Genomic DNA, 887 nt, shown 5'->3' on the forward strand with positions numbered 1-887 from the left:
TCGCCGCCGGAGAGCACCCCGACGGGAAGGTGTGCCCGCGCGCCCCGGAAGAGGAACCGGGCGAGCAGGTTCATGCGCTCCGCCTCCGGTCGCTCGGGGGCGAACGCGGCGAAGTTCTCCGCCACGGTGCGGTCCAGGTCCAGCAGGTCGAGACGCTGCGAGAGATACGCGATCCGGCCGTCGTTGCGCCTGATCTCCCCGGCGTCCGGGGCGAGTTCACCGGTGATCAGACGGAGCAGCGTCGTCTTGCCCGCGCCGTTGGGCCCGGTCAGCGCGATGCGCTCGGGGCCGCGGACGGTCAGGTCGACGCCGTCGTCGGCGAACACGGCCCGGTCTCCGTGGTGGACCTGCATCCCCTCGCCGAGGAAGAGGTTGCGCCCGGCGGGCACCTGGGTGTCGGGCAGCTCCAGGGTGATGCGCTGTTCCTCGCGCAGGGCGCGTCCGGCCTCGCTGAGCCGGGCCTTGGCCTCGCTGACCCGGGCCGCGTGCATCTGCCCGGACCGGCCCGCGGATTCCTGCGCGCCGCGCTTCATGTTGCCGGCGAAGATCCGGGGCAGCCCGGCGCTCTTGAGGTTGCGGGCGGCGTTGCTCTGCCGCCGCTCGGCGCGTTCACGGGCCTGCTGCATCTCCCGCTTCTCGCGCTTCAGCTCCTGTTCGGCGTTGCGGACGTTCTTCTCGGCGACCTCCTGCTCGGCGCGCACCGCCTCCTCGTACTCGGTGAAGTTCCCTCCGTAGAGGCGCAGTTCGTCACTGCCCAGCTCGGCGATGCGGTCCATGCGGTCGAGCAGCGCGCGGTCGTGGCTGACCAGGAGCAGGCAGCCGGTGAAGTCCGTCAGGACGTCGTAGAGCTTGTGCCGGGCCGCCAGGTCGAGGTTGTTGGTCGGTTC

At 71.6% G+C, this 887-nt stretch carries 1 protein-coding gene; it reads right to left on the bottom strand.

Annotated features, from left to right (window positions below; genetic code table 11):
- Nucleotides 1-887 (bottom strand): ATP-binding cassette domain-containing protein (locus AOK22_RS38980; protein ID WP_244165294.1); only part of this gene is annotated, 887 nt, incomplete at both ends.

This window comes from Streptomyces silaceus (assembly GCF_001419745.1).
In the GTDB taxonomy this organism is placed as follows: Bacteria; Actinomycetota; Actinomycetes; order Streptomycetales; family Streptomycetaceae; genus Streptomyces; species Streptomyces silaceus.